Source organism: Clostridium sp. KLE 1755 (assembly GCF_000466465.2).
Classification (GTDB): Bacteria; Bacillota; Clostridia; order Lachnospirales; family Lachnospiraceae; genus Eisenbergiella; species Eisenbergiella porci.
The window spans coordinates 1-2,820 of record NZ_KE992680.1 but is presented as its reverse complement, the minus strand read 5'-3'; the positions used below and the strand labels follow the sequence as shown (position 1 = coordinate 2,820).

The window sequence follows — 2,820 nt, the reverse complement described above, 5'->3', positions numbered from 1 at the left end:
ATTGATTCCTTTTTGTGTTTCCTCTATAATAAGTAATCAGTAAGTGAAGCTGAAAATTATGCATTACATAAATAAAGGAGGAGACACATGGTAACATTACTAGAAGGCGGTGCCTATCTTGTAAACGGCACACAGATCATTCCTGATAATCAGGATGCGGCGGCGCGGATAGCTGCCGAAACCGGAAGACAGGTAACAAAGGAGGAAGCGGCAAAGGAAACAATTGCCTACGGCATCCTGGAAAGCCACAACACTTCCGGTAACATGGACAACCTGAAAATCAAATTTGACAAGCTGACCTCCCATGATATAACCTTTGTAGGAATTATCCAGACGGCGAGAGCATCAGGACTGACCAAATTCCCCATACCCTATGTGCTTACCAACTGCCACAATTCACTCTGTGCGGTGGGCGGGACGATTAATGAAGACGATCACCTCTTTGGACTCACCTGTGCCAAGAAATACGGCGGCGTCTATGTGCCCCCTCATCAGGCTGTTATCCACCAGTTCGCCAGGGAAATGCTTGCCGGCGGAGGCAGGATGATTCTCGGCTCCGATTCCCATACCCGCTACGGCGCGCTGGGAACCATGGCTATGGGCGAGGGCGGGCCGGAGCTGGTAAAACAGCTTCTCAACCAGACCTATGATATCAAAATGCCCGGCGTAGTTGCCGTTTACCTCACCGGAGAGCCCGTCAGGGGCGTAGGCCCCCAGGACGTTGCCCTGGCCGTCATCGGCGCAGTATTCGGAAATGGCTATGTGAAAAATAAAGTAATGGAATTTGTAGGCCCCGGCGTGGAAAAACTGAGCGCTGACTTCCGAATCGGTATCGACGTCATGACCACGGAAACCACCTGCCTCTCCTCCATCTGGAAAACAGACAGGGAAATCGAAGAATTTTACGAAATCCATGGCAGGAAGGAAGAATACAAGGAACTCAACCCCGGAAACGTGGCCTACTATGACGGCCTGGTAACCGTGGACCTCTCCGCTATCAGACCTATGATTGCCATGCCTTTCCACCCCAGCAACACCTATACGATTGAAGAACTCAACGCCAACCTGGACGACATCCTGTGTGATGTGGAAAAGAAAGCCCAGGTAAGCCTTGACGGCGCTGTTAACTACTCCCTGCACGACAAAGTGAGAAACGGAAAATTCCATGTGGATCAGGGAATCATCGCCGGCTGTGCAGGCGGCGGCTTTGAAAATATCTGCGCGGCAGCGGACATCCTCAAGGGACAATACATCGGTGCGGATGAATTTACGCTCAGCGTTTACCCTGCTTCCATGCCCATTTATATGGAACTTATCAAAAACGGCTGCGCCGCCACGATTATGGAAACCGGCGCAGTCATGAAAACCGCCTTCTGCGGCCCCTGCTTCGGAGCAGGCGATACCCCGGCCAATAACGGCTTCAGCATCCGCCACTCCACCAGGAACTTCCCCAACAGAGAAGGCAGCAAGCTCCAGAACGGCCAGATCGCATCCGTTGCGCTCATGGATGCCCGCTCCATTGCGGCAACTGCAGCCAACAAAGGCGTCCTCACACCGGCAACGGAATTTGATGCTACCCTGGGCAAATACAAATACCATTTTGACTCCAAAATATATGCAAACCGCGTATTCGATTCCAAGGGCGCGGCGGATCCTGAGGTGGAAATCCACTTCGGCCCCAACATCAAAGACTGGCCGGCCATGTGCGAACTACCGGAAAATCTGGTACTCCGCGTAGTATCCGAGATCCACGACCCGGTTACCACAACCGATGAACTGATTCCCTCCGGAGAAACATCATCCTACCGCTCCAACCCCCTGGGCCTTGCGGAATTCACGCTCTCCCGCAAAGACCCCGCCTACGTAGGCCTGGCAAAAGACATCCAAACCGCCCAGACCGCCGTAATGGAAGGAAAATGCCCCCTGGAGGCCAAGCCCGAGCTGAAGCCCGTCATGGAAACCATCCACACCCGCTTCCCGGAAGCAGGCGAAGGAAACATCGGCTTTGGATCCACCATTTTTGCGGTAAAACCCGGCGACGGATCCGCCAGGGAACAGGCAGCTAGCTGCCAGAAGGTCCTGGGCGGCTGGGCCAACATAGCCACCGAATACGCCACCAAACGCTACCGCTCCAACCTGATTAACTGGGGAATGCTCCCCTTCCTCATTGAAGAAGGCCCCCTTCCCTTTACCAACAAAGACTACCTCTTCATCCCCGGCATCAGAAAAGCCGTAGAAGAAGCCCAGGACACCATCACCGCCTACACCGTGACCCCCGAAGGCCTCACCCCCTTCCCCCTCACCCTCGGCGACCTCACCAAAGAAGAACGCCAAATCATCCTGGACGGCTGCCTCATAAATTACAACCGCGTAAAATAATAACAAAAACAAATTATAATTAAGTATCTCTTATTACCAATTATTTTTATTACTACCACCTCCAAAGGCCATCTCTGTTCCCCAATACAGATATGGCCTTTGCCATATTTATCTCTTGTCCTTCCTTCCTCTTACCACAACCTATAGGATAAAGGCATGTGCCACGGCGGCTTGCTGTCTCTGTCCGGTGGGGGCCGGTTGGTATTTCCCAGGGGGTGGGCGGTGGGGGTATTTTCTGATCCATACGAAAAAACGGAGATGTTTCTTACTGCTTCGAAAAGCCAGGATCCGGCCGCCCCTAGTGGCCTGTCTGACGAACCGAAGCGACGAAGTCGCGCAGGCGAGGAGTTTTGGCCACGTTGGCCGAATCCTGGCTTTTCGAAACAGTTAGAAACACCCCGTTTTTGAAACTGGATCAGAAAATACCCCCACCGCCCACCC

Annotated in this window: 1 protein-coding gene; it reads left to right on the top strand. The window is 52.9% G+C overall.

Going from position 1 to position 2,820, the window contains the following annotated elements:
• The first annotated feature begins 87 nt into the window (after positions 1-87).
• Positions 88-2,379, top strand: coding sequence for a hydratase (locus HMPREF1548_RS07220; protein WP_021635259.1), 2,292 nt, complete (start codon positions 88-90; stop codon positions 2,377-2,379).
• Positions 2,380-2,820: the final 441 nt, after the last annotated feature.

Bases quoted from the DNA above. Each gene is read 5' to 3' on its own strand.
- HMPREF1548_RS07220 (WP_021635259.1), top strand. From the start codon at position 88: ATGGTAACATTACTAGAAGGCGGTGCCTATCTTGTAAACGGCACACAG.